Origin of the sequence: Krasilnikovia sp. MM14-A1259 (assembly GCF_047159535.1) — a bacterium.
GTDB lineage: Bacteria > Actinomycetota > Actinomycetes > Mycobacteriales > Micromonosporaceae > Actinoplanes.
In genome coordinates, this window is the sequence record NZ_BAAGAJ010000002.1 from 5,452,303 (window position 1) to 5,477,610 (window position 25,308).

The window sequence follows — 25,308 nt, forward strand, 5'->3', positions numbered from 1 at the left end:
TCGGGGATCGGCATGCTGGAAGCGCTGGAGGACCTGCCCGACGGTGTCATCGGCTTCCGGGCCGTCGGTGAGCTGCACGCCTCGGATTACCGCGACGTGCTCGCCCCCGCCATCGCGGGCGTACTCGCCGCGGGCGGTGAAGTCCGCCTCGTGCTGGTCTTCGAGCAGTTCGGCGGGATGTCCGGCGGCGCCGCCTGGCAGGACCTGAAGGTCGGCATGGAGCACCTGACCAAGTGGAAACGCATCGCGCTGGTCACCGACATCGACTGGATGATCCACCTGGTGTCGTTGTTCGGCTGGATGTCGCCGGGCGACGTGCGGCGTTTCCCGCTGGCTGAGCGCAACCAGGCCACCACATGGGCGGCCGGCTGAACGGGGCTCAGCCGGGCGGGCCGACCGCGTACGTGAGATAGGCGAACTGCCCGCGCTGCCGCATCTCGCTGAGGGTGAGACGGTGTGCCGTGAGGCGGCGCGGCAGCACCGGCGCACCCGCGCCCAACGTCACCGGGGCCACCCCCAGGATGATCTCGTCGAGCAGGCCGGCGTCCGCGAACGTCGCGGCCAGCTCGCCACCACCGACCACCCAGATGTTGCGGCCCCCGGCCGCCGCGGTCATCGCCGCGTGCACCGGGCGCACGTCGCCGCGCACGAACGTGAGATCCGCCCCCGGGATCGGCGGCAGGTCGCGGTGGGTGAACACCCATGCGGGCACGGCGCCGTAGTAGCCGGCCCACTTCTGCGGCTCGTCGAGCAGTTTCTCGTGCGCGAGCACCCACTCGTACGTCGTCGCGCCCATCGCGAACGCGCCGACCCCGGCGAAGAAACTCGCGAACGGGTTGTCCGCCTCTTCGTCCTCAGGCACCTCGAACAACCAGTCCAGCGAGTTGCCCGCGTCCGCGATGAAACCGTCGATGCTGGTCGCCGTGTAGTACTGCGTCCTGGCCACGCCCCGATGCTGCCACCCGGGTACGACGTTCAGGCGTCGTTGCGCAGCACCAGGATGGCGATGTCGTCGCGCGGCTCCTCCACGGAGAAGTTGATCGTGGTGGAGCGCAGCCGCGCCGCCATGACCTTCGCCGGATACCCCGCGAGTGGCCGTGCCGCCTCGCGCAGCCGCGCGGTGCCGAACAGTTCCCGCCCGCGGCGGCGTTCCGTCACCCCGTCGGTGTAGAAGATGAGCGAGTCGCCCGCCCGCAGCCGTACCGACGCGGCCGGGGTGGCGATGGTCTCCAGCAGCCCCAGCGCCGTGCCGCCCGCCCCGACGAACGCGGTCCGCCCGTCCGCGCGCACCAGCACCGCGCGGTCGTGCCCGGCCAGGTGCAGGCTCACCCGCAGCGTCGCGTCGTGCTCCCGGTCGACCGAGGCCAGCGCGAGCGTGCAGTACCGGCCGCCGCCGCGCTGCACCAGCGTGCGGTTGACCCGGGCGAGGATGTCGGCCATCGGCTTGCCGTCGTCGACCAGGATCCGGATGACGTCGCGGACCAGCCCGGTCACCGTGGCGGCCTGCACCCCCTTGCCGGAGACGTCGCCGACCACCACCACCCAGCTGTCCGCGCCGGTGGGCACCACGTCGTAGAAGTCGCCGCCGACCTCGGAGCCCGCCGGCACGTACTCGGCGGCGAAGCCCACCCCGGCCACGTCCGGCAGCACCGGCGGCAGCAGCGAGGCCTGCAGGGTGCGCGCGACCGTACGCCGCTCGTCGTGGATCCGGGCGTTGTCGATGGCCAGCGCCGCCCGGCGCGCCACGTCCTCCAGCACCGCGACCTCGTCGGCGTCGTGCCGGTGTTTGGGGTGCCGCCCGACCGCGAGCGTGCCGAGCCGCTGCCCGCGCGCCACCAGCGGCACCACGAAACCCTCCGTCGGGGTGCCGAACATGACCTGAGTGCCCAGCTTGGAAGCCTCCTCCAGCCGGGCCAGCACCCCGTCGGGCCCCTCTTCGGCGAGCGTGGCGTGCAGCGCGGGCAGCGCCGACTCGTCGGCGTGGGTGGCGGCGGCGAGCTGCAGCCGGCCCCACGCGTCCGTGGTGTGCACCGCGCACCACAGCCCGAGCCGGGGCACCACGAGCTGCGGGATCAGCGCCATCGTCAGGTTGACGTCGAGCGACTGGGCGAGCAGTTCACTCGCCTCGGCCAGGAACGTCAGCCAGGTCTGGCGGCGCAGGTCGGCGCGGCGCAGCCGATCGTTCTCCAGGTGCAGCGCGAAACGCTCCGCGACGATGCGGGCCAGCGGCTCGGCGAAGCCGACCGGCGAGGCGTCCAGCTCCAGCTCACCCACGTACGGGCGGGGAATGCTCAGCGGCATCCGGATCGTGGCCGCGTCGTCGCGCGGTGCCCGGCCGTACCGGGCGATGAGCTGGCGGCCCCGGCCGTCACCGCGGTCGAGTCGCAGCACCGCACCGGAGGCGCCGGTGAGCCGGGCCAGCCGGGCGAGCAGGTCCGCGCCGAAATCGGCGAGCCCCTCGTCGGTGTGCCGTTCCGGGTCGCTCTGCAGCAGTGTGGTGAGTGCGCCCGCGCCCGGGGTGGCCTCGTCGGGTGCCGGGGGTTCTGCGGCCGGCGCGGCATCCGGGCGTTCCAGCCGGAACCAGACGCCCTTGCCACTGGGCTGGTGCACCGTCCCCCACCGGGTGGCGAAGTGGTCGACCAGCAACAGTCCGCGACCACGTTCGGCGACCTCGCCGATGTCGCTGCGTTCGTTGCGCGGCCCGACCGCGAGCTGCTCGACCGGGCCGGGCGCGAAATCCGTGACGATGACCGTGAGACCGTCACGGTCGGCGGCCACTTCGACGTCGAGGTCGGTGTTGGCGTGCACGACCGCGTTGGTGGACAGCTCCGTGGTCAGCAGCAGAGCCTCGTTGAGCAGGGCGTCGAGGCCCGCTTCCGCCAGCACCGAACGGACCAGCGCCCGCGCGGCGGCGGGCGTGCGCCGGTCGTTGGGGAGCCGGACACGACGGGTGAACGAACCCTGCACCCCCGTCGCGACGCGGTCGGCCTCCACTGACACCCATGCATCCTCTCTTGCCCACCGGCGTGTGCACAAAGGCGTCCCTCGCAATGGCCGGGCCAAGCGAGAGAAGATAGGGAGCCCACCCCGGACACCGTCAGTGAGGACAGCATGACAGTGGCCAAACAGATCAGCGTCGGCACGCCCGACGAGACCGCCCTGCTCGGCGAACTGGCCGAGGCGTTGCGCCGCGTACGGCGCGGCGACCTGAAGGTGAGGTTGCCGCGGCGCTCCGGCACGGCCGGCGAGGTCGCGGACGCGTTCAACGAGGTCGTGTCGCTGCAGGAGCGGCAGAACATGGACGTACGCCGCATCGGCCGCATCGTGGGCCGCGACGGCCGCCTGACCGAACGTCTCGACGAGGAGGGGCTCGACGGAGCGTGGGCGGACACGGTGCGTTCGGTGAACTCGCTGATCGACGACCTGGCTCGCCCCACCACCGAGATCTCCCGGGTCATCGTCGCCGTGGCCGACGGCGACCTCTCGCAGCACATGGCACTCGAGATGGACGGGCGACCCCTGCGGGGTGAGTTCCTGCGCATCGGCCGCACGGTGAACACGATGGTGGACCAGCTGTCGTCGTTCGCGGACGAGGTGACCCGGGTGGCCCGCGAGGTGGGCACGGAGGGTGAGCTGGGCGGCCAGGCCGACGTCCGGGGCGTGGCGGGCACCTGGAAGGACCTCACCGACTCGGTCAACACGATGGCGTCGAACCTCACCCATCAGGTGCGTTCGATCTCGCAGGTGGCGACCGCGATGGCCCGTGGTGACCTGTCGCAGCGGATCACGGTGTCGGCCCGCGGCGAGGTGGCGGAGCTGTCCGACACCATGAACGCGCTCACGGACACGCTGCGACTGTTCGCGGAGCAGGTGACCCGGGTGGCCCGCGAGGTGGGTACGGAGGGCAAGCTCGGCGGCCAGGCCGAGGTGCCGAACGTGGCCGGCACGTGGAAGGACCTCACCGACTCGGTGAACTCGATGGCGTCGAACCTGACCGCCCAGGTCCGCAACATCGCCCAGGTCTCCACCGCGGTGGCGAAGGGCGACCTGTCGCAGAAGATCACCGTGGCGGCCCAGGGCGAGATCCTGGAGCTGAAGGACACCGTGAACACGATGGTGGACCAGCTGTCGTCGTTCGCGGACGAGGTGACCCGGGTGGCCCGCGAGGTGGGCACCGAGGGCCGGCTGGGCGGCCAGGCCCAGGTCCGTGGCGTCTCCGGCACCTGGCGCGACCTCACCGAGAACGTCAACCAGCTCGCCGCGAACCTGACCGACCAGGTCCGCAACATCTCCCAGGTCTCCACCGCGGTGGCCCGCGGCGACCTGTCGCAGAAGATCACTGTGGATGCCCGTGGCGAGATCGCGGAGCTGAAGAACACGGTCAACACGATGGTGGACCAGCTGTCGTCGTTCGCGGACGAGGTGACCCGGGTGGCCCGCGAGGTGGGCACCGAGGGCAAGCTGGGCGGTCAGGCCCAGGTCCGTGGCGTCGCGGGTACGTGGCGGGACCTGACGGACAACGTGAACTCGATGGCGTCGAACCTCACCGACCAGGTCCGCAACATCGCCCAGGTCTCCACCGCGGTCGCGAAGGGCGACCTGTCGCAGAAGATCACAGTGGATGCCCGCGGCGAGATCCTGGCCCTGAAGTCGACCGTCAACACGATGGTGGACCAGCTGTCGTCGTTCGCGGACGAGGTGACCCGGGTGGCCCGCGAGGTGGGCACCGAGGGCAAGCTGGGCGGCCAGGCCCAGGTCCGTGGCGTCGCGGGTACGTGGCGGGACCTGACGGACAACGTGAACTCGATGGCGTCGAACCTGACCGCGCAGGTCCGCAACATCGCGTCCGTGACCACCGCGGTGGCCAAGGGTGACCTGTCGCAGAAGATCACGGTCGACGCGCAGGGCGAGATCCTGGAGCTGAAGTCGACCGTCAACACGATGGTCGACCAGCTGTCGAGCTTCGCCGACGAGGTGACCCGGGTGGCCCGCGAGGTGGGCTCCGAGGGCAAGCTGGGCGGCCAGGCACAGGTGTCCGGCGTCGCCGGGACGTGGCGGGACCTCACGGACAACGTCAACTACATGGCGTCGAACCTGACCGCGCAGGTCCGCAACATCGCGTCCGTGACCACCGCGGTGGCCAAGGGTGATCTGTCGCAGAAGATCACGGTCGACGCCCGCGGCGAGATCCTGGAGCTCAAGTCCACGGTCAACACGATGGTGGACCAGCTCTCGTCGTTCGCCGGCGAAGTGACCCGGGTGGCCCGCGAGGTCGGCATCGAGGGCCAGCTGGGCGGTCAGGCCCAGGTCAAGGGCGTTTCGGGTACGTGGCGGGACCTCACGGACAACGTCAACCAGCTCGCCTCGACACTGACCACCCAGCTGCGCGCGATCGCCGAGGTGTCCACGTCCGTGACCCGCGGCGACCTGACCCAGAGCATCGCGGTCGAGGCGCAGGGCGAGGTCGCGGAGCTCAAGGACAACATCAACCAGATGATCGTGACGCTGCGCGAGACCACCAAGGCGAACGCGGAGCAGGGCTGGCTGGACTCCAACCTGGCCCGCATCGGCGGTCTGCTGCAGGGCCAGCGGGACCCGGGCGAGGTCTGCCGCATGATCATGACCGAGGTGACCCCGCTGGTGGACGCGCAGCTCGGCGCGTTCTTCCTCGTCGACGAGGAGGAGGCGGTGATGCGGCTGCGGCTGGCCGCCGCGTACGGATATGTGGCCCGGGATCACGAGGTGACGTTCGGTCCGGGCGAGGGGCTGGTCGGTCAGGCCGCGGTGTCCCGGCGCGCGGTCCGGGTGCGCGCCACCCACGACAGCGCGCTGACGATGCGTTCCGGGCTGCTGGCGATGCCGCCCAACGACCTCGTGGTGCTGCCGGTGCTGTTCGAGGGGGAGATGCTCGGGGTCATCGAGTTCGCGTCGGTGGCCGCGTTCTCCGGGCTGCACCTGACGTTCCTGGAACGGCTGGTCGCCACGATCGGCATCGCGCTCAACACGATCCAGGCGAACCGGCGCACCGAGGAACTGCTCGCGCAATCCCAGCGGCTGGCCCGCGAGCTGCAGGAACAGTCCGCGGAGTTGCAGCGTACGAATGCGGAGCTGGAGGACAAGGCGCAGCTGCTCAGCGAGCAGAAGGGCAACATCGAGACGAAGAACCGGGAGATCGAGCTGGCCCGCCGGGGTCTGGAGGAGAAGGCGCAGCAGCTGTCGCGGGCGTCGGCGTACAAGTCGGAGTTCCTGGCGAACATGAGCCACGAGCTGCGTACGCCGCTCAACTCGCTGCTGCTGCTGGCCCGGCTGCTGGCGGACAACACGGAGCAGAACCTGTCCGAGAAGCAGATCGAGTTCGCCCGGACGATCCACAGTGCGGGCTCGGACCTGCTGTCGCTGATCGACGACATCCTGGACCTGTCGAAGATCGAGGCGGGCCGGATGAACGTCGAGCCGGACGTCGTCGACTTCGAGTACATCAGCAGCTACGTGGACCAGGCGTTCCGCCCGCAGGCGGACGAGAAGGGCCTGGACTTCTTCGTCGACGTGTCGCCGGAACTGCCGCCGTCGCTGGTCACCGACCCGCAGCGCTTGCAGCAGATCCTGCGCAACCTGCTGTCGAATGCGGTGAAGTTCACCGACTCCGGGGCGGTGACCCTGACCATCGCGCCGGCCCCGGAGGGCACCGACTTCGACATGTCGTCGCTGATGGCGGCGCGTCAGGTGGTGGCGTTCGCGGTCAACGACACCGGCATCGGCATCTCCGACGAGAAGCTGGCGCTGATCTTCGAACCGTTCCAGCAGGCCGACGGCACCACCACCCGCAAGTACGGCGGCACCGGCCTGGGCCTGTCCATCAGCCGGGAGTTCGCCGCCCTGCTCGGCGGCACCATCGTGGTCTCCTCGATGCCCGGGGAGGGCTCCACGTTCACGCTCTACATCCCGGACGCCATCGTGTCGGCGAGCCTGCCCAGCCCCGCGCTGCCCGCCCTGACCGCCGCGCCCGCGGTGGTCCGGCAGATGCCCCCGACGCTGGACATCCCGCTGCTGGAGATGCCCGTCCTGACCTCCGACACGGACCCGCACCCGGTCTCGCCGGCCAGCCGCCAGCTGGACGGTGCCACCGTGCTGATCGTCGACGACGACGTGCGCAACGTGTTCGCGCTGACCAGCGCGCTGGAGCTGCACGGTCTGCACGTGCTCTACTCCGACAACGGGATGGACGGCGTACGGCAGCTCGCCGAGCATCCGGAGGTCGACATCGTGCTGATGGACGCGATGATGCCGGACCAGGACGGGTACGAGACCACCCGCGGCATCCGGCGCAATCAGCGCTTCGCGGACCTGCCGGTAATCTTCCTGACGGCGAAGGCGATGCCGGGCGACCGGGAGTCGGCCCTCGCCGCGGGCGCCACGGACTACATCACCAAGCCCGTGGACCTGGACGAGCTCATCGAACTGATGGCGCGGTGGGTTACCGCCGCCGAGACGGAGAGTGAGCGTGGCTGAGCGCGCCAAAGCACTGCTGGTCGACGACCGTCGCGACAACCTGATGGCCCTGGAGGCCATCCTGCAGGGCCTGCCGGTGCAGGCGGTGGCGGTGGAGAGCGGGGAGGCGGCCCTCAAGCAGCTGCTCGTGGACGACTTCGCGGTCATCCTGCTGGACGCCCAGATGCCCAACATGGACGGCTTCGAGACCGCCGGCCACATCAAGCGGCGCGAGCGTACCCGGCACGTACCGATCCTGTTCCTGACCGCCGCGGACCGTGACGCGCAACTCGCCCTGCGTGGCTATGCGGTCGGCGCGGTGGACTATCTGACCAAGCCGTTCGACCCGTGGGTGCTGCGCGCCAAGGTTTCCATCTTCGTCGAGCTGTGGACCAAGAATCAGATGCTGAAGGCGCAGGCCGAGGCGACGCGGGAACGGGACGCTCAGTGGGCCCGGCTCACCGAGCTGGTGGACGAGGCGGCGCGGGTGCTGCGCTCGGGGGGCGCGGACGCCGCAGCGGACGCGCTCGACCTGCTGGAGAAGGCCCGCTGGGGCCAGTGACCGTGGTGGTGGTGTGCGGCGCGCCGTCAGAAGGGCACGGGTCCGCGGCCTGCTAGCGACATCAGCACCTGCGTGGCGAGTAGCTTGCGCATGCCGGTGACGGCGACCGTCCCCACCCGATCGTAGGGCAGTTCCAGTTGAAGCTCTTCGGCGGCGTCACGTAGGTCCGTCGTGACCTCGTCCGGACGGAACGTGCCGCCCCAGCCGTTGACTCCTCCGCGCTGGTTCGTACTCAGCGAGGCCATGCCGGATACGCACGCGCCGTCGACCAGGATCAGCCTCGCTGGGCCCGAGTAGGTCGTCATAGTCATGTCCTTTGGGTGTCGCGCCGTGTTCCCACGGTTCCGGCTGTCTGTCCGGCATCAGGAGGGCGGGGCATCGATTCGATCAGATGATCTTCACGATGCCGTGGTGGTGGTGCGAGATGCCGAACGGCGGCCCGCTGAACAAGTCGGGCCGCCGTTCGCAGAGCGTGGATCAGAGCGGGCGGATGTTCTCCGCCTGCGGGCCCTTCTGGCCCTGGGTGATGTCGAACTCCACCTTCTGGTTCTCGTCGAGGCTGCGGAAGCCGCTCGTCGCGATCTGGGAGAAGTGGGCGAAGACGTCGGCGCCGCCGTCGTCGGGCGTGATAAAGCCGAAACCCTTGTCGGCGTTGAACCACTTCACGGTGCCTGTAGTCATGTCTGCTCCTTCGCAGGCTGTTAAAGACCGCACTGCGCGGACTCTAACGCCGCCGAGTTGATCACCCGCGTCGAAACGACACGAAAAACGAAAAGCGCCCGCATGGGTTCAGATACCCAGTCAGGCGCCGGAAACGTCTACGGAAATCAAAACAGCAACCTGGCCAGGCTAGCACACAGTCCGCCGCCGCCCCACGGTAGCGAGTGAAGCAGGTCACCCCGCCTGCACCACGCTGACCCGGGTTCACAATGAGCTACATACGTTGCAAGAACCTTCCCGCCACTTCCACCGTGGAGGCGGCGCCGGCGCGATCATGGCGAGGCCGTGCAGCCGATCGGGTCGCTGGCCGCGGTCCCATACAATTCCCGGGGCACGGGGGTCGTTTGCGTCGGGGTACGACGTCGGAAGGTCACCAACGTGGAAATTACCGGTCTAGCTGCGGGGATCCTGTCGAGATGGGTCGCCGCCGCGGGAATCGCGGCCGTTGCTCGCCGCCCCAGGCGTCACCGGCTCATTCCTTTCGAGGTCGTCCTGCGCGACGTCCAGGCGTTGGCGAAGAAGATCGAATCGGATCGGGCGTTTCGACCGGAGGCGGTCGTGGCGATCAGCCGCAGCGGCGCCATCGTCGGAGGCATGCTGGTCGGCCTGCTGAAAGGCCTGGCGATTCAGGCGCCGCTCGTCATGGCGATCGATGTCGACCGCCCGGCCCAGACCCGGAAAACCAGGATCACCAGCGGCCCGCCGAATATCGCAGACTTCCGGAAGATCATTCTGGTCACCTGTACGAATGACACCGGCGAGGCGATGCGCGAGGCGATCGAGTGGATCGCCGTGCGTGCACCGTCCACCGAGGTGCGGACCGCGGCGGTGTACTCCCGGACACACGCGGTGTTCCGGCCCGACCACGTCGGCCGGGAAGCGGGCAGGAAAGAGCCCGACGAAACGGCGCGGCTGCTGATCGGAATGCCGTGGATGATCGACGGCTGGAATCACGATCTGGAAAGTGAACGCCGGGCGTACGCCGCGCGAAAATGAGCTACGAGCCAGGTGTCCCGGACACGAGGGCCGCCAGCAGATCGGCGAGAGCCGGGGCTGCCGCGATGGACACCGGATGACCCGACGGCACTCGCACCACCCGTACACATCCGCCGGCCGTCTCGACGAGCCGATGCCCGGCCGCGGTGTCCCAGGGCGGCAGGTCCACCGAAACGTACGCGTCGAGCCGTCCCGTGGTGACCTCGAGCAGGGCGCAGGCCGCGGAGCCGACCCGGCGCTCCAGGGCGACCAGGGGGAGCAGCGCGTCCCGTAACGCCATCGCCTCGTGGCGGCGGGCCGGCTCGTGCGGCCGGCTCAACGAGACCTCTGCCGCGGCCAGGGAAGCGGGAGCGTTCAGGCCGTACGCCAGGTTGCCCTGCAGCCGGTCGTGGGGAGCGGTCGCCAACCAGGTCTGGTCGGCCGGCCGGTAGACGACCGCGGCTTCCGGCTCGCCGCCGCGGTGTGCGGCGATGCTCACGGCGTAGTCCGGCTTGCCGGCGATGAAATTGGCCGTGCCGTCGATCGGGTCGATGTACCAACAGACGTCGCTGGAGCCGTTCTCCACGCCGGATTCTTCGGCGACGATGCGATCGTCCGGCCGAGTCGCCCGGATGGTGGCGACGATCGCCTCCTCGGCGGCGAGATCGGCCGCCGTGACGAAGTCCTCCACACCGTCCTTCACGGTGACGGCGAGCCGGTTTGGGTCCGCTGAGGCTTGCCCGTCGAGCCCGGGGAGCGCGTCCTTGCAAACTGCTCGGATGGCCGCCGCGCCCGCACGGGCGGCTTCGATCGCCAGCGCGTGCAGGTCGTGGGCCCCGGTCGTCTCCGGGGCTGCCCGTGGCATTGGCACCTCGGCAGCATACGGGCGAACTACCGGGACCGGTGGATGCCGCAGTATCAGGGCATGGGCTGCTGGGCGCTGCTGATCATGAGGGCGCTGCGGAGGCCGGTGATGTCGAGTACGCGGAGCAGGAAGTCACCCACGTTGGCGAGCGCCAGCACCGTACGGGCGTGCTGCGCCTTGCGGCTGAGCACGACCAGGGTGCCCAGCCCCTGCGAGTCGCAGAACGTCACCCCGGCCAGGTCGAGCACGATCCGGCCGGGCGGCTCCGCCAGCTCCTCGGTCACCATGGTCGACAGGCGGGTCACCGTGAGCACGTCGATCTCCCCCGCGAGGTGGAAGACGACCTCCTCGGGGGTGCGCTGGACCGCGATGGAAAGCTCCGGCCGCTCCACGCGGGCCAGCCTATCGTCTCCGTTCATCAAGGGGCCGTCGGCGCGACGGGGTCCGGACCGGCCCGGCCCTCGGGTGATGTGCTCCACCTCGCTCCGGGGCTGGGCGGACGGATGTCGGGGGGCGCTGACAGAATGGGTGCGCTGTGACCACCTCATCCCGCGCCGACGCGCGTCCGTACCCGGACGACGCCCCGGCCTCCCAGGCCCTGTTCGACCGCGCCCGCGCCATCGTGCCGGGCGGGGTGAATTCTCCCGTGCGCGCCTTCCGGGCGGTCGGCGGCACGCCCCGGTTCATGGAGCGCGGCCACGGCCCGTGGCTGTTCGACGCCGACGGCCGTCGGTATGTGGACCTGGTCTGCTCGTGGGGCCCGCTGATCCACGGCCACGCGCACCCGGAGATCGTGGCCGCGGTGCAGGCCGCGGCGGCCCACGGCACCAGCTTCGGCACCCCGACGGCCGGTGAGGTGGCGCTGGCCGAGGAGATCGTCCGGCGCACCCCGGTGGAGCAGGTGCGGCTGGTCAACTCCGGCACCGAGGCCACCATGACCGCGATCCGGCTGGCTCGGGGGTTCACCGGCAAGAGCAAGATCATCAAGTTCGCGGGGTGCTACCACGGCCACGTGGACGCCCTGCTCGCCGCGGCCGGTTCCGGGGTGGCGACGCTCGGGCTGCCCGATTCGCCCGGGGTCACCGGCGCCGCCGCAGGCGAGACCATCGTGCTGCCGTACAACGACGAGGCCGCGGTCGAGGCGGCGTTCGCCGCGGACGGCGACGCGATCGCCGCGGTGATCACCGAGGCGGCGCCGGGCAACATGGGCGTCGTCGCGCCGCGCAAGGGATTCAACCAGCGGCTCGCCGAGCTGGCCCACGCGTACGGCGCGCTGCTCATCGTCGACGAGGTGATGACCGGCTTCCGGGTCGCCGCGGGCGGCTGGGCCGCCCTCGATCCGGTCGACGCCGACCTGTTCACGTACGGGAAGGTGATGGGCGGCGGCCTGCCGGCGGCGGCGTTCGGCGGCCGGGCCGAGATCATGTCCCGCCTCGCCCCGGCCGGGCCGGTCTACCAGGCCGGCACGCTGTCGGGTAATCCACTCGCCTGCGCGGCCGGGCTGGCCTCGCTGCGGCTCGCCGACGACGCCACCTACCGGCGCCTCGACGAGCTCGCCGGCACCGTCGGCCGCCTCGTCACCGACGCGCTCGCCGCCGCCGGTGTCCCGCACCGCCTGTCGTCCGCGGGCAACATGTTCTCGGTCTTCTTCACCGATGCCGAGGTCGCCGACTACGAGACCGCCAAGACTCAGGACGCGGCCGCGTTCAAGGCGTTCTTCCACGCGCTGCTGGCCCGCGGCGTCTACCTGCCGCCGAGCGCGTTCGAGTCGTGGTTCGTCTCCACCGCGCTCGACGACGAGGCGCTGGAGCAGATCGCCGCGGCACTGCCGCCCGCCGCCCGGGCGGCCGCCCAGGCGGGAGGCACCCGATGAGCGAGACCCGGACGACCGTGCACGTCGTGCGGCACGGCGAGGTGCACAACCCCACCAAGATTCTGTACGGGCGACTGCCCGACTTCCACCTCTCCGAGCTGGGCCGCCAGATGGCCAAGGCCGATGCCGAGGCGCTGGCCGACCGCGACATCACGCACGTCGTGGCGAGCCCGCTGGAGCGCGCCCAGGAGACCGCCGAGCCGATCGCCGCCCAGTACGGCCTGGAGATCGCCGCCGACATCCGGCTCATCGAAAGCAGCAATTTCTTCGAGGGCAAGCAGGTCTCCGTGGGCGACGGAGCGCTGCGCAACCCGCGAAACTGGTGGGTGCTGCGCGACCCGATCACCCCGTCCTGGGGCGAGGCGTACCTGGTGATCGCGCAGCGCATGTTCGCAGCGTTGCAGGCTGCCCGGGTCGCGGCCGAGGGCCATGAGGCGGTCTGCGTCTCCCACCAGCTCCCGATCTGGACGCTGCGCCGGTACGTGGAGGGCAAGCGCCTCTGGCACGACCCGCGCCGCCGCCAGTGCGGGCTGGCCAGCGTCACCTCGTTCCGGTTCGAGGGGAGCAAGGTGGTCGGCATCGACTACCGCGAGCCCGCCGCCCACCTGGTCGCGATGTCTCCCGGCGCCCGGAACGCCAAGGGCGCCTGACGTGCGCCGCTTCGCCCCTGTCCTGGCCGTCGCCGCTCTCGCCGCCGCGGCGCTGACCGGCTGCGGCGAGCAGAGCTGGGAGAAGAAGTGCACGACCAGCCCGCAGGGCGTCATCGAGTGCACCCCGGCGCAGCGCCCCGCGGCCCGCGAGGTCACCGGTGAGCTGCTCGGCGGCGGCACGTACGACGTCTCGCAGGACCGGGGCAAGGTCGTGGTCGTCAACTTCTGGGGATCGTGGTGCAGCCCGTGCCGGGCCGAGGCCGACGACCTGGAGCAGACGTACGGCGCCACGAAGGCCAAGGGGGTCACGTTCGTCGGGGTGAACTCGCGCGACGGCCGGGACGCGGCCCTGGCGTTCGAGCGCGGGCGGGTGAGCTTCCCCAGCATCTACGATCCCGACGGCAAGGTCGCCCTGAAGTTCGACGTGACGCAGGTCAGCACCCCGTCGACGCTGATCCTGGACAAGCAGGGCCGGATCGCGGTCGCCCTGCGCCGGGCCACCACGGTCGGCGAGTTGCAGCCGCTGGTCGAGCGGGTCGCCGCGGAGGGGACGGGCTGATGGGCGGCGCGTTCGCCGACGCGGCCGCCAGCGGGCCCCTGCTGCTGGCGATCGGTGCGGCCGCCCTCGCGGGCCTGGTCAGCTTCCTGTCTCCGTGCGTGCTCCCGCTGATGCCGGGCTACCTGTCGTACGTGACCGGGCTGGCCGGTGCCGATCTGGACGCCGCCCTGGGCGTCGTTCCGAAGCCCGCCGCTGGTCACGACGCCGATATCGACGGCGCGGCGGCCGAAGGCGGCGGCCTGGCGGTCGGCGGCGTCGCGGTCGCGGCCCCACCCCGGGCCGCGAGGCTGAGCGGCCGGGGCCGGGTGCTCGCCGGGACGGTGCTGTTCGTGCTCGGCTTCGCCACGGTCTTCACGCTGCTCGCCACGCTGGTCGCCAACATCGGCCTGACGCTGCTGGCGCACAAGCAGGCCCTCGACATCGTGCTCGGCGGGCTCGTCATCGTGCTCGGCCTGGCGTTCCTCGGCGTGATCCCGGGCCTGCAACGGGAGGTCCGCATCCACCGGGTGCCGGCGGCCGGGCTGCTCGGTGCCCCGGTGCTCGGCGCGCTGTTCGGTCTGTCCTGGATGCCGTGCACCGGTCCCACGCTGGGGGCGGTGCTCGGCCTGGCGACGCGCAGCGGGCAGACCGACCGGGCCGTGGTGCTCGCGCTCGCGTACAGCCTCGGGCTGGGTCTGCCGTTCGTGCTGTTCGGGCTGTTCTTCCGGCGGCTGCTCGGGGTGTTCGCGGCGGTGCGCCGCAACAGCCGTTGGGTCACCCGCATCGGCGGTGCCCTGCTCATCGTGGTCGGGCTGGTGCTCGTCACCGGCGGCTGGAACGACTTCCTCATCTGGCTGCAGACCACGTTCGACTTCGACGCGGGGACCCTGCTGTGACCGCGGTCGAGGAGCGGGCGGTGCCGTCGGCCGCGCCGCCGCCGCGCCGGGCCAATCCGGTGTGGGGCCTGCTGCGCAACTCGTGGCGCCAGCTCACCAGCATGCGTACGGCGCTGGTGCTGCTGTTCCTGCTGGCGGTGGCCGCGGTGCCCGGCTCGGTGCTGCCGCAGCGCCCGGTCGACCGGACTCAGGTCGCCTCCTACTTCGCCGCGCATCCCCAGCTCGCCCCGGTGCTGGACCGCCTGGGCGGCTTCGACGTGTACGCGGCGCCCTGGTTCGCCGCCATCTACCTGCTGCTGTTCACCTCGCTCGTCGGCTGCGTGGTGCCCCGCCTGCTGGAGCACGTGCGCGCGCTGCGTACCCGGCCGCCGGATGCGCCGCGCCGCCTGGACCGGCTGCCGCAACACGCCGCCCCCGCCGAGCAGGCGGGCGATCCGGCCGCGGTGGCCGCCGAGGTCGCGTCGGCCCTGCGCCGCCGCCGCTTCCGTACGGTGGTCCGCGAGCTCCCCGACGGCGTGGTGACGGTCTCCGCCGAGAAGGGTTACCTCAAGGAGACCGGCAACCTGCTGTTCCACCTCGCCCTGCTCGCGGTGCTGGTCGGCGTCGGTTTCGGCTCGTGGTACGGCTGGCACGGCAGCCGCCTGCTCGTCCAGGGCGCGGACACCGGGTTCTGCAACTCGGTGACCCAGTTCGACGACTCCGCGCTCGGGCCCCGGGTCGATGCGGCCGACCTGCCGGACTTCTGCCTGCACCTCACCGGCTTCGCCGCCAGCTACCAGCCGACCGGCCAGCCGAAGTCGTTCCGGGCCACGGTCGCGGTGGACGAGGACGGCCACACGTCGACCCGGTCCTTCGCGGTCAACGACCCGCTGCGGCTGCACCACGCGAACGTGCACCTGATCGGCCACGGGTACGCGCCCGTCCTGCGCTACACGGACCGGTTCGGCCAGCAGCAGACCAACGTGTTCCCGTTCCTGGCCCGCGACGGCATGCTGACCAGCGAGGGCGTCGCCACGTTCCCGGACGCGAACGTCGACCCGCGTACCGGCAAGCGCGACGAGACCCTGCAGGTCGGGTTCGAAGGCGTGTACCTGCCGACGGTCGACCCGAAGGGCACGGCCTCCTCGGTGTTCCCGGCCGAGCGGGACCCGGTGCTGTTCCTCACCGCGTACCGGGGGAATCTCGGGGTGGACGCCGGCATCCCCGGCTCGGTGTACGCGCTCAACCGCGCGCAGATCACCACGGGCGAGCTCAAGCGGGTCGGCGGCGAGCGCCCGCAGCGGCTCAAGCCGGGCGCGTCGTGGACGCTGGACGACGGGACGAAACTGGAGTTTCTGGGCACCCGGCAGTACATCACGTTGTCGGTGCGCTACGACCCGACCCAGTCGCTCGTGCTGGCCGGGGCGGTACTGGGCCTGGCCGGGCTGATGCTGTCGCTGGCCGGGCACCGGCGCCGGGTCTGGTTCCGGGTCTCGCCCCTGCCCGGTGGCGAGGGCCCGGGCGGCGGTAGCGTGGTGGAGGCCGGTGGCCTGCCACGCACCGACTATCCCGGCTTCGGCGCCGAGTTCGAGGAGCTGAGCCGGGCGGTCGTGACCCGGGCGGTCGCCCGCCCGGTCCAGAGCGGAGGGACGGCGTGATGGCCGAGTTGTCGAACCAGCTCATGGTGGTCGCGGTGCTGGCGTACCTGGCGGCGATGGTGTGCCACGCCGCCGAGTACTCGTTCGGCAACCGCAGCCACATCGGCCGCGCGGCCACCCGGCCCGCCCGGCAGCTCGTCGGGGCGGGCGCGCCGGTCGTCGCGTACACGCCGCCCGCTGATGGTGAGCCGTCCGCCGACGCCGCGCCCGGCGACCTCGCCTCGGCCGGCGAGCCGGTCCCGCCCGTCGGGGCGGCGCGCCCGCGCGACCGCGGGGCGCTGTTCGGCCGGATCGCGGTGGCCATCACGGCATTCGCGCTCGCGGCTCACCTGGGCACGCTGGTCACCCGCGGCGTCGCGGCGCACCGCATGCCCTGGGGCAACATGTACGAGTTCATCCTGTCGGTCACGTTCGTCGGGGCGGCGGCGTGGCTGGCCGTGCTCAGCCGCAGGTCGGGCATCCGCCACCTCGGACTCTTCGTCACGCTGACCCTGGTGGTGCTGCTCGGCGCGGCCGGGATGGTCGCGTACACACCGGTGGGGCCGCTCGTGCCGGCGCTGAACTCGTACTGGTTCGTCATCCACGTGTCGAGCATCATCCTGGCCTCGGGCATCCTGCTGTTCGGGGCAGTGCCGGCCGCGATGTTCCTCATCAAGACCGGCCACGATGCGGGCAAGCGGTCGTTCCCGTACTCGCTGGGCAAGCGGGTGCCCGCGGCGGCCACGCTGGAGCGGCTGACGTTCCGGTTGCACGCGTTCGCGTTCCCGCTGTTCACGTTCGGCGCGCTCATCGCCGGTCCGCTGTGGGCCGAGGCGTCCTGGGGCCGGTACTGGGGGTGGGACCCCAAGGAGGTCTGGGCGTTCATCTCCTGGGTCGTGTACGCCTGCTACCTGCACGCCCGGGCCACCCCGAGCGTCAAGCGGACCACGGCCACCTGGATCGCGCTGCTGGGCTTCGCGACCATGCTGATGAACCTGTTCGGCGTCAACCTGTTCTTCTCGGGCCTGCACTCGTACGCCAACGCGGGCATGTAGGTCCGCCCCCGGCGTGGACTGTCGCACCCGTACGCAAGACTGGTGACCATGGTTGCGCGCGGCTTCCCGTATCCCGATCTGCAGAGTTTCCTCGCCGCCCTGGAGGGCGCGGGTGAGCTGCGCCGGGTCGCGGTGCCGGTCGACCCGACGCTGGAGATCAGCGAGGTGGTGACCCGGACGGTGCGCGCCGACGGTCCGGCGCTGCTGTTCGAGCAGCCCACCCGGGGCGAGATGCCGGTCGCGATCAACCTGTTCGCCACGGAGCGGCGCACCGCGATGGCGCTCGGGGTCGAGTCGCTGGACGAGGTCGGCGACCGGATCGGCGCGCTGGTCAAGCCGGAGCTTCCGGTCGGCTGGTCCGGCATCCGCGAGGGCCTGGGCAAGGTGCTGCAGCTCAAGTCCGTCCCGCCGAAGAAGGTGAAGTCCGCACCCTGCCAGGAGGTCGTGCTCAAAGGCGACCAGGTGGATCTGAACCGGCTGCCCGGGCTGCAGGTGTGGCCGGGCGACGGCGGCATCTTCCACAACTTCGGGCTGACCCACACCAAGCATCCCGAGACCGGCAAGCGCAACCTGGGGCTGTACCGGCTGCAGCAGCACTCGCACCACACGCTGGGCATGCACTGGCAGATCCACAAGGACTCGACCGCGCACCACGCGGTCGCCGAGCGGCTCGGGCAGCGGTTGCCGGTCGCGATCGCGATCGGCTGCGACCCGGTGGTCAGCTACGCGGCCAGCGCCCCGCTGCCGGGTGACATCGACGAGTACCTGTTCGCGGGGTTCCTGCGCGGCGAGCGGGTCGAGATGGTCGACTGCCTGACCGTTCCGCTGCAGGTCCCCGCACAGGCGCAGATCGTGCTGGAGGGCTACCTGGAGCCGGGGGAGCGGCTGCCGGAGGGGCCGTTCGGCGACCACACCGGTTTCTACACCCCGGTGGAGCCGTTCCCGGTGCTGCACATCGAGGCGATGACGATGCGGCGGGACCCGATCTACCACTCCATCGTCACGTCCAAGCCGCCGCAGGAGGACCACGGCCTGGGCAAGGCCACGGAGCGGATCTTCCTGCCGCTGCTGCGGATGATGATCCCGGACATCGTCGACTACGACATGCCCGCCGCGGGCGTCTTCCACAACTGCGTCATCGTGTCGATCCGTAAGCGCTACCCGAAGCACGCGCAGAAGGTGATGAACGCGATCTGGGGCGCGCACCTGATGTCGCTGACGAAGCTGATCGTGGTGGTGGACGACGACTGCGACGTGCACGACTACCACGAGGTGGCGTTCCGCGCGTTCGGCAACGTCGACTACGACCGCGACCTGGTGCTCACCCAGGGGCCGGTCGACCACCTCGACCACGCCTCGTACCAGCAGTTCTGGGGTGGCAAGGCGGGCATCGACGCCACCCGTAAGCTGCCGACCGAGGGCTACACGCGCGGCTGGCCGGAGGAGATGACCATGTCGCCCGAGGTGGTCGCGCTGGTCGACAAGCGGTGGAAGGAGTACGGCATATGACGGCGGTCGCGCCGACCCCGGAGAAGCCGGGCCGGGTCAGGTCCTTCCTGCGCCTGGTGGCCTTCGAGCATTCCGTCTTCGCGCTGCCGTTCGCGTACCTGTCCGCGCTGGTGGCGATGGCGTTTCCGGCCGAGCTGACCGAGCTGCGGTTGCACGGGGTGATCAGCAGCGGCGTGCACTGGGTCGACCTGATGCTGATCACGGTGGCGATGGTGTCCGGGCGTACGTTCGCGATGGCGGCGAATCGCATCCTCGACCGCAAGATCGACGCCCTCAATCCGCGTACGCAGAACCGCGAACTGGTCACCGGGGCGGTGAGCCTGCGCACGGCCTGGACCGGCGCGGCGGTCTCCCTGGCCGTGCTGTTCGCCTCCGCGGCGCTGCTCAACCCGCTGTGCCTGGTGCTGTCGCCGCTGGCCGTGCTCCCGCTGATCGTCTACCCGTACGCGAAGCGCTTCACGAACTTCCCGCACTACGTGCTGGCGCTCGCGCAGGCCGTGGCCCCGGTCGGTGCGTGGGTGGCGGTGACCGGCACGTTCGCCGGGTCGGCGCCGGCCTGGGTGCTGGGTGCCGCGGTGGGCCTGTGGATCGGCGGCTTCGACCTTATCTACGCCTGCCAGGACGCGGAGATCGACCGGCGGATCGGGGTGCACTCGGTCCCGGCCCGGTTCGGTGTGCGCGCCGCGCTGCACCTGTCGACGCTCACCCACATCGTCACGTTCGCGCTGTTCGTCTGGTTCGGCCACCTGGCCGGGCTGGGCAAGCTGTGGTGGATCGGTCTGGCCCTGACCGCGGTGGCGTTCGTCTACCAGCACGTCGTGGTCACCCCGGACGACCTGTCGAAGGTCAACCGGGCGTTCTTCACCGCGAACGGGTTCGTCGGCATCGCGCTGTTCCTGTTCGCGCTGCTCGACCTGGTGTTCTCCGACCGGCTGATCACGTTCACGGCCGGCTGATCGGTCTCGGGTGCGGCCGCCGCACGTGACGGCGGGCTGACTCGCCCGGAAATCATGGCGGGCGCGGTGTGACGCCTGCCGCCCGGGCGGCGTGATCGCCTCCGGCTGCGGGCATGCTGGGGGCGTGCGGATTCCATGGATCGTGGGCGTCTCCGGAGCCTCGGGCACCCCGTATGCCCGGTCGGTGCTCTGCGCCCTGCTGGATGCCGGTGAGGCGGTCGACCTGGTCATTTCCCGGGCGGCCCGGCTCACGCTGCTGGACGAGACCGGGGCGACGGTGCGCGACGCGCACTGGAAGGACGACGTCGCCGCCTGGCTCGGCCGGGATCTCGCCGATGCGGATCTGGTCTACTGGCCCGCGATCGACCTGGCGGCCGGGCCCAGCAGCGGCTCGTACCCGGCGCGCGGAATGATCGTCGTGCCGGCGAGCACGGCCGCGTGCGCCGGGATCGCGATCGGGCTTTCCAAGGACCTGCTGCAGCGGGCGGCGGAGGTGAGCCTCAAGGAGCGCCGTACGACCGTGGTCGTGCCGCGCGAGACCCCGGTGACCCGCAGCCATCTGGAGCATCTGATCGCCCTGCACGACGCGGGTGCGGTGGTGCTGCCGGCCAGCCCCGGCTTCTACGCCTCCGGTGCGCGGGCGAGCGCGGAACAGCTGATCGACTTCGTGGCCGGGAAGGCGCTGGACGCGGCCGGGGTGCCGCACACGCTGTTCCGGCGGTGGAGCGGCGAGCTCGGCGGCCGTTAGCGGGGGCCCCGACGGGCTTCTGCTACGGGCCGGCCGGTGTGGCCGCACCGCTCGGCGGGTGATCGCCCGAGCGGGACGGCGCTACCGCAGGCCGTTCGGTGGGCCGTAAGCCCCGCCGGGGCTGGTGGGGCCGTTGTTGCGGGGCTTGTTGGCGGCGTCGTCCTCGCGCATCTCCTCGATCACGCCGTCGCCCTCCAGCAGCGCGCGGACCTCGGACTCGCGGAACCGGCGGTGTCCACCAGGAGTACGGATGCTGCCGATACGTCCGGCCGCGGCCCAACGCGTGACCGTCTTGGGGTCGACGCGGAACAGAGCGGCCACCTCGCCCGGTGTCAGCAGACGATCTCCAGTGTCCACAACCCCCTCCTCGGCGTCGTTGTCTGGAGCGGCCGGTTGGTCACGGTGAGTGTCGGCGAGCTCGATCAGGACGTAAGGCCATTAGAGCATCGCCCCATCAGCAAGTCCGTGAAATGCGGAAAAAGCCCCGATTGCGACAGTGATCATTATCCTGGCTCGGTTCTGCGGTCCCGGGCAACTACCGGGCGTGAGGTGAAGAGCCGGACGGGTCGGGCGGGTGACAAGCGCCGTACGGTGGTGCCGCCGACGGCTTCGGCGGCGGCCGGTTTATGGTCTGACCCCATGGACGCCATCGACCTGCGCCTCATCGGCCTGCTGCGGGACAACGCCCGCTCCTCGTATGCGGAGCTGGCCCGCAAGGTCGGGCTCTCCGCACCCGCCGTGCACGAGCGGGTCGGCAAGCTGGAAGCGGCCGGGACGATCCGAGCGTACCGGGCCGAAGTGGACAATGATGCTCTCGGGCTCGGGGTCACCGCGCTGATCGGCATCATCGAGGACTCCGGCGCCGACACCGACGACGTGCTCGCCGCCGTGCGCGACATGCCGGAGGTGGAGTCCTGCTACTTCATGGCCGGCGTCGAGTCGTACCAGCTCATCGTGCGGGTCGGATCGATCGCCGAGCTCGAGCGGCTGATCGTACGCATCAACCGGACGCCCGGGGTCGCCTCCACCCGGACGGCGATCGCGCTGTCCACCAAGTGGGAGAACCGCCCGCAGCCGAGCCTGGGCTAGCGTCAGCGGTATGCAGATGGATCGGTGCGACGACGCCGCACGTCAATGGGCCCGCGACGCCATCGCGCTCGTCGAGGCCGACGCCAACCGCTCGGCCGACACCCACCTCCTGCCGTTCCCGCTGCCGACGGCGTGGGGGATCGACCTCTACCTCAAGGACGAGTCGTCGCACCCCACCGGCTCGCTGAAGCACCGCCTCGCCCGCTCCCTGTTCCTGTACGCCCTGTGCAACGGCTGGATCGGGCCGCGCACCACGATCGTCGAGGCGTCCTCGGGCTCCACCGCGGTCAGCGAGGCGTACTTCGCCCGGATGCTCGGCCTGCCGTTCATCGCGGTCATGCCCGCCTCCACGTCGCACGAGAAGATCTCGCTGATCGAGTTCCAGGGCGGCAAGTGTCACCTCGTCACCGACCCGACCGCCGTGGTCGCCGAGGCCCGCCGCCTCGCCGAAGACCTGGGCGGCCATTTCATGGACCAGTTCACGCACGCCGAACGGGCCACCGACTGGCGCGGCAACAACAACATCGCCGAGTCGATCTACGCCCAGTTGCAGCTCGAACGGCACCCCGTGCCGACCTGGGTCGTGGTGGGCGCGGGAACCGGCGGCACCAGCGCCACCATCGGCCGGTACGCCCGCTACCGGCGATACCCCACCAAGCTGTGCGTGGTGGACCCGGAGGGTTCGGCGTTCTGGCCCGCGTACCTGTCCGGCGACTGGACGATCGCCACCGGCCGCGGCTCCCGCATCGAGGGCATCGGCCGTCCCCGGGTAGAGCCGTCGTTCCAGCCGGCCGTCGTCGACCGCATGATCCCGGTGCCGGACGCCGCGTCGCTGGCCGCCATGCGCGCCGGGTCCGCGGTTCTCGGCCGCCGGGTCGGAGGCTCCACCGGCACGAACCTGTGGGGGGCGTTCGGGCTGATCTCCGAGATGCGCGCCGCCGGGTGCGCCGGGTCGGTGGTCACGCTCATCTGCGACGGCGGCGAGCGGTACGCGGACACGTACTACTCCGACGACTGGGTCCGGGCGCAGGGCATCGACCTGACCGGGCCCGGCGCGGTCGTCGACCGCTTCCTGAGCGACGGCACCTGGCCCGCGTGACGCGCATCTAGCGGACGAGCCGGGCCAAGCCGGGATAGAGGGTCACGAAGCCGTCGTCGTCCACGGTCAGGTCCGCGCTGAAGGTCTCCGTGGCGAACCGGATCGTGCCGCCGCCCAGGGGCGTGTAGATCTGATCCGCCTGCACCACTTCGAGGCTGGGCACCAGCACCCACGCCACGCTCAGCCGGTGCGCCACCCCCGGCTCGGCCTTGAGCAGGCCCAGACGCCGGATCGGCAGCGTGTTGGTCAGAATCGAGCCCGCCAGATCGACGTCGAACGCGCCGTACAGCAGGTCCGGGTCCTCGGTGCCGGGCAGCCCGGCGCCGGCGTGGCCGGCGGCCGTCAGGGCCGCGTCCAGGTCACCCTGCTCGGCGGTGGTCACCCGCCAGCGGCCCGCGGCGAGCTCCAGCTTGAGCGTACGGGCCCAGCCGGCGCCCTCGGTGCTCACGTCGATCCAGGCGCTCGTCCAGCCCGGGTCGGTCTGCAGCTCATAACGGCACGTGTAGGCCACCGGCTCGACCGCGGCGGCGATGCCGCGGGCGTACAGGCCGAGGTGGGTGTCGACGAGCGCGTGCTCGACGCCGGACGTGTCACTCCGCTCCCAGAACAGGGAGGCAGGAAGAGTCGGCATGCGAGGAAGCTACCCGCCCGCCGCCCGCCGCGCCCGCCGATCAAGCGCCCGTGCCACCCACGGGGAAGGGCCGGGCGGATGCCGCCCGGCCCTTCTTCGCGATAAGGAAATTCGATCAGTGCCGGGCCGTACGGCTCGGGCCGAAGCGGCGGTCGCCGCCCTGCCCGCCCTCGCGCCGGTCGTTGCGCTGACCGTCGCGGCGGAACCCGCCGGTACGCTCCCCGGTGCGCGCGGCGCCGTGGCCGCGCTCGGACCGCGGGCGGTCCAGGTGCGCACGATCCCGGTCGCCGTACGGGCGCTCGCCGTGCGGGCGGCGGTCGTCGTGACCCCGCTCGCCGGTCGGGCGGCCGCCGAACGTGCGGTCGGCCGGGCGGCCGGCACCGAAACCACGGTCACGCTCACGGAACCCACGATCACGGTCGCGAAAGCCGCCGTCGCGGTCCCGGAACGGGCGGTCGCCCTGCGGACGCTCGCCCGACGCCTCCCGGTCGCCGCGCGGGCGGTCGCCGTAGCTGCGCTCCCGGCCGCCGAAACGGGGGCGTTCGCCGCGGTCCCGGTCGCCGAAGCGACGGGGCCGGTCCCCGCGCTCGCGGCGCGGCTCCGGCTCGTCCACCACCGGGACACCGCTGGGCTCGCGGGCCCCGGTGATCTCGGCCAGCTTCTCGTCGCCGAGGCGGACCCGGGCCTCGGCCGGCTCCACGCCCGCCTTGGTCATCATCGCCTGGGTGGTGCGGCGCTGCTTCGGCAGCACCAGCGTCACGACCGCGCCGGACTCGCCCGCACGCGCCGTACGCCCGGCCCGGTGCAGGTAGTCCTTCGGGTCCTTCGGCGGGTCCACGTGCACCACGAGCGAGATGCCGTCGACGTGGATGCCGCGGGCGGCCACGTCCGTGGCCACCAGGACGTTGGTGCGGCCTTCCTTGAACTCGGCCAGCGTCCGCGTGCGAACCCGCTGGGTCTTGCCGCCGTGCAGCGCGCCCGCGCGGACACCGACCGCGGCGAGCTGCTCGACCAGCCGGTCCACACCCATCTGCGTACGGGCGAAGACGATCGTCTTGCCCGCCCGGCTGGCGATCGAGGCCGTGATCGAGAACTTGTCACGCGGCGGGATCAGCAGCAGGTGATGGTCCATCGTGGAGACGCTGGCCTCCGCCGGGGCGGTCGAATGGGTGACCGGATCCGTCATGAAGCGCTGGACCAGCGTGTCCACGTCACCGTCCAGGGTGGCCGAGAACAGCAGCCGCTGCGCCCCCTCCGGAGTCTTGGCGAGCAGCTCCGTGACCTCGGGCAGGAAGCCCATGTCGGCCATCTGGTCGGCCTCGTCCAGCACGGTGATCTCGACGTCGTCGAGCTGGCAGGCGCCCCGCTCGATCAGGTCCTTGAGGCGGCCCGGCGTGGCCACGATCACCTCGACGCCGCGGCGCAGCGCGTCCATCTGCCGGTCGTAGGGCACCCCGCCGACCGCGGTCTTGAGGAAGACGCCGACGGACCGGCCGACCGGCAGCAGCGAGTCGGCCACCTGCATGGCCAGCTCGCGGGTCGGCACCAGGATCAGGGCCTTGGGGCGGTGCGGGCGGGCCCGGCCACCCGCGGCGACGCGGGCCAGCACGGGCAGGCCGAACGCCAAAGTCTTGCCGGAGCCGGTCTGGCCGCGGCCGAGCACGTCACGCCCGGCGAGGGCGTCGGGAATGGTCGCGGCCTGGATCTCGAACGGGACCGCGATGCCCTCGCGGGTCAGCACGCGCACGATCTCGGCGGGCAGGCCGAGGTCGGCGAACGTGGTGGCGGCCGGCGCGGGGGCGGCGGGCTCTTCGGAGATCTCCGCGGGGGTTTCGAGGACGGACGGGAACGTGCTGGGATCAGCGAAAGTGCTCAAGAGAACCTCTCTACGGGGGCGCATGCTCGCGACTGGCCCGCCGCGTCCGGATCCCGGCCGCTGAAATGCCCGCAAGAACGCCCGTGGCGCGCCCCGTCAGGGCACGCCAGGTCAATTACTGCCATCAGTGTACGGGTCAGCGCGCACGGCGCAGCGCGCATT

Annotated in this window: 24 protein-coding genes; 15 read left to right on the top strand and 9 right to left on the bottom strand. The window is 71.3% G+C overall.

The annotated features are described in order from the left end of the window. The first annotated feature begins 12 nt into the window (after nt 1-12). Nucleotides 13-372, top strand: coding sequence for an STAS/SEC14 domain-containing protein (locus ACMCNK_RS24685; protein WP_412738751.1), 360 nt, complete (start codon nt 13-15; stop codon nt 370-372). Nucleotides 373-379: 7 nt separating this feature from the next. Here the strand turns inward: ACMCNK_RS24685 and ACMCNK_RS24690 are convergent, their stop codons facing one another. Together ACMCNK_RS24690 and ACMCNK_RS24695 are read right to left on the bottom strand one after the other, a co-directional pair. Then, nucleotides 380-946 (bottom strand): dihydrofolate reductase family protein, encoded by a 567-nt coding sequence (locus tag ACMCNK_RS24690; RefSeq protein WP_412738752.1) that lies wholly within the window; start codon nt 944-946, stop codon nt 380-382. 29 nt (nt 947-975) lie between these two features. Next, on the bottom strand, nt 976-3,000 hold the full coding sequence (locus ACMCNK_RS24695; protein ID WP_412738753.1) for a SpoIIE family protein phosphatase: 2,025 nt from the start codon (nt 2,998-3,000) through the stop codon (nt 976-978). 111 nt (nt 3,001-3,111) lie between these two features. On the opposite strand from ACMCNK_RS24695, the gene ACMCNK_RS24700 reads away from it, so the two are divergent. Together ACMCNK_RS24700 and ACMCNK_RS24705 are read left to right on the top strand one after the other, a co-directional pair. After that, a complete protein-coding gene (locus tag ACMCNK_RS24700; protein WP_412738754.1) occupies nt 3,112-7,509 on the top strand; it encodes a HAMP domain-containing protein in 4,398 nt (1,465 codons plus the stop codon). After that, the gene (locus ACMCNK_RS24705; protein ID WP_412738755.1) at nt 7,502-8,050 is read left to right on the top strand and encodes a two-component system response regulator; all 549 of its coding nucleotides are present in this window, start codon (nt 7,502-7,504) and stop codon (nt 8,048-8,050) included. The genes ACMCNK_RS24700 and ACMCNK_RS24705 overlap by 8 nt, the downstream gene beginning before the upstream one ends. A gap of 26 nt (nt 8,051-8,076) precedes the next feature. Here the strand turns inward: ACMCNK_RS24705 and ACMCNK_RS24710 are convergent, their stop codons facing one another. Together ACMCNK_RS24710 and ACMCNK_RS24715 are read right to left on the bottom strand one after the other, a co-directional pair. Continuing rightward, a complete protein-coding gene (locus tag ACMCNK_RS24710) occupies nt 8,077-8,355 on the bottom strand; it encodes a hypothetical protein (RefSeq protein ID WP_412738756.1) in 279 nt (92 codons plus the stop codon). Nucleotides 8,356-8,527: 172 nt separating this feature from the next. Next, a complete protein-coding gene (locus tag ACMCNK_RS24715; RefSeq protein ID WP_412738757.1) occupies nt 8,528-8,731 on the bottom strand; it encodes a cold-shock protein in 204 nt (67 codons plus the stop codon). Between the two features lie 417 nt (nt 8,732-9,148). Here ACMCNK_RS24715 and ACMCNK_RS24720 point away from each other — a divergent pair, with 417 nt between their 5' ends. After that, nucleotides 9,149-9,766, top strand: coding sequence for a phosphoribosyltransferase (locus ACMCNK_RS24720; RefSeq protein WP_412738758.1), 618 nt, complete (start codon nt 9,149-9,151; stop codon nt 9,764-9,766). 1 nt (nt 9,767) lies between these two features. Here ACMCNK_RS24720 and ACMCNK_RS24725 read toward each other — a convergent pair whose 3' ends face one another. Together ACMCNK_RS24725 and ACMCNK_RS24730 are read right to left on the bottom strand one after the other, a co-directional pair. Beyond that, a complete protein-coding gene (locus tag ACMCNK_RS24725) occupies nt 9,768-10,610 on the bottom strand; it encodes an inositol monophosphatase family protein (RefSeq protein ID WP_412740973.1) in 843 nt (280 codons plus the stop codon). A 53-nt stretch (nt 10,611-10,663) separates the two neighbouring features. Continuing rightward, on the bottom strand, nt 10,664-11,002 hold the full coding sequence (locus ACMCNK_RS24730; RefSeq protein WP_412738759.1) for an STAS domain-containing protein: 339 nt from the start codon (nt 11,000-11,002) through the stop codon (nt 10,664-10,666). Nucleotides 11,003-11,145: 143 nt separating this feature from the next. Between ACMCNK_RS24730 and hemL the strand changes: the two genes are divergently transcribed. The 9 genes from hemL (at nt 11,146) to ACMCNK_RS24775 (ending at nt 20,451) form a co-directional block, all read left to right on the top strand. Beyond that, nucleotides 11,146-12,483 (top strand): glutamate-1-semialdehyde 2,1-aminomutase, encoded by a 1,338-nt coding sequence (gene hemL, locus ACMCNK_RS24735; protein ID WP_412738760.1) that lies wholly within the window; start codon nt 11,146-11,148, stop codon nt 12,481-12,483. Beyond that, the gene (locus tag ACMCNK_RS24740) at nt 12,480-13,133 is read left to right on the top strand and encodes a histidine phosphatase family protein (RefSeq protein ID WP_412738761.1); all 654 of its coding nucleotides are present in this window, start codon (nt 12,480-12,482) and stop codon (nt 13,131-13,133) included. The genes hemL and ACMCNK_RS24740 overlap by 4 nt, the downstream gene beginning before the upstream one ends. A gap of 1 nt (nt 13,134) precedes the next feature. Further along, on the top strand, nt 13,135-13,692 hold the full coding sequence (locus tag ACMCNK_RS24745; RefSeq protein WP_412738762.1) for a TlpA family protein disulfide reductase: 558 nt from the start codon (nt 13,135-13,137) through the stop codon (nt 13,690-13,692). Beyond that, nucleotides 13,692-14,567: a cytochrome c biogenesis CcdA family protein gene (locus ACMCNK_RS24750; protein ID WP_412738763.1), complete on the top strand. Its 876-nt coding sequence runs from the start codon at nt 13,692-13,694 to the stop codon at nt 14,565-14,567. The genes ACMCNK_RS24745 and ACMCNK_RS24750 overlap by 1 nt, the downstream gene beginning before the upstream one ends. Continuing rightward, nucleotides 14,564-16,204, top strand: a complete 1,641-nt coding sequence (locus ACMCNK_RS24755; RefSeq protein ID WP_412738764.1) for a cytochrome c biogenesis protein ResB — start codon at nt 14,564-14,566, stop codon at nt 16,202-16,204. Before ACMCNK_RS24750 ends, ACMCNK_RS24755 begins: the two co-directional genes overlap by 4 nt. Further along, nucleotides 16,204-17,238, top strand: coding sequence for a c-type cytochrome biogenesis protein CcsB (ccsB, locus tag ACMCNK_RS24760; RefSeq protein ID WP_412738765.1), 1,035 nt, complete (start codon nt 16,204-16,206; stop codon nt 17,236-17,238). Before ACMCNK_RS24755 ends, ccsB begins: the two co-directional genes overlap by 1 nt. Nucleotides 17,239-17,286: 48 nt before the next feature. Next, entirely contained in the window at nt 17,287-18,747 is a 1,461-nt protein-coding gene (locus ACMCNK_RS24765; protein WP_412740974.1) for a menaquinone biosynthesis decarboxylase, read from the top strand. Further along, a complete protein-coding gene (mqnP, locus tag ACMCNK_RS24770; protein WP_412738766.1) occupies nt 18,744-19,703 on the top strand; it encodes a menaquinone biosynthesis prenyltransferase MqnP in 960 nt (319 codons plus the stop codon). The genes ACMCNK_RS24765 and mqnP overlap by 4 nt, the downstream gene beginning before the upstream one ends. 124 nt (nt 19,704-19,827) lie before the next feature. Next, nucleotides 19,828-20,451 (top strand): UbiX family flavin prenyltransferase, encoded by a 624-nt coding sequence (locus tag ACMCNK_RS24775; protein ID WP_412738767.1) that lies wholly within the window; start codon nt 19,828-19,830, stop codon nt 20,449-20,451. A gap of 81 nt (nt 20,452-20,532) precedes the next feature. Here the strand turns inward: ACMCNK_RS24775 and ACMCNK_RS24780 are convergent, their stop codons facing one another. After that, nucleotides 20,533-20,808: a BldC family transcriptional regulator gene (locus ACMCNK_RS24780; RefSeq protein WP_412738768.1), complete on the bottom strand. Its 276-nt coding sequence runs from the start codon at nt 20,806-20,808 to the stop codon at nt 20,533-20,535. A 282-nt stretch (nt 20,809-21,090) separates the two neighbouring features. Between ACMCNK_RS24780 and ACMCNK_RS24785 the strand changes: the two genes are divergently transcribed. Beyond that, on the top strand, nt 21,091-21,540 hold the full coding sequence (locus tag ACMCNK_RS24785) for an Lrp/AsnC family transcriptional regulator (protein ID WP_412738769.1): 450 nt from the start codon (nt 21,091-21,093) through the stop codon (nt 21,538-21,540). 10 nt (nt 21,541-21,550) lie between these two features. Beyond that, the gene (locus ACMCNK_RS24790) at nt 21,551-22,639 is read left to right on the top strand and encodes a PLP-dependent cysteine synthase family protein (RefSeq protein WP_412738770.1); all 1,089 of its coding nucleotides are present in this window, start codon (nt 21,551-21,553) and stop codon (nt 22,637-22,639) included. A gap of 7 nt (nt 22,640-22,646) precedes the next feature. Here the strand turns inward: ACMCNK_RS24790 and ACMCNK_RS24795 are convergent, their stop codons facing one another. After that, nucleotides 22,647-23,270 (bottom strand): putative glycolipid-binding domain-containing protein, encoded by a 624-nt coding sequence (locus ACMCNK_RS24795; protein ID WP_412738771.1) that lies wholly within the window; start codon nt 23,268-23,270, stop codon nt 22,647-22,649. A 115-nt stretch (nt 23,271-23,385) separates the two neighbouring features. Further along, complete coding sequence (locus ACMCNK_RS24800; protein WP_412738772.1) at nt 23,386-25,146, bottom strand: DEAD/DEAH box helicase; 1,761 nt, start codon at nt 25,144-25,146, stop codon at nt 23,386-23,388. Nucleotides 25,147-25,308 lie beyond the last annotated feature (162 nt).